The sequence below is a fragment of the Dyadobacter sp. SRI_021 genome (assembly GCF_057586235.1).
Genome location: NZ_JBYCZM010000061.1, coordinates 1 through 218, shown reverse-complemented (window position 1 = coordinate 218; position 218 = coordinate 1). Strand labels below are relative to the sequence as shown.

The following is a 218-nucleotide window of genomic DNA, read 5'->3' as shown; positions in this document are numbered from 1 at the left end:
CCTAAGGCTTTCAGGTCCAGCCAGCTGATAGTGCGCCGTGTGGGCCAGTCGGTACGATAAATCCCGCCCGTTCCCAGTGGGCCATAGCCGACGTGCCGCTTGGCCAGGGCCGCCGAGTATAAATGCCCGGTAGCTTTGTTATAGGCCACTCCCCATAGCGCCCCTACCTGACGGGATGTAGCCAGCCTGATCACCGCCGTATCTTCCAATGACAGTGC

Annotated in this window: 1 protein-coding gene; it reads right to left on the bottom strand. The window is 60.6% G+C overall.

Annotation, left to right across the window (positions count from 1 at the left end; genetic code table 11):
• Positions 1-218: hypothetical protein (locus AC2YIT_RS32275; protein WP_487281960.1), on the bottom strand; the 218-nt coding region annotated here is incomplete at both ends.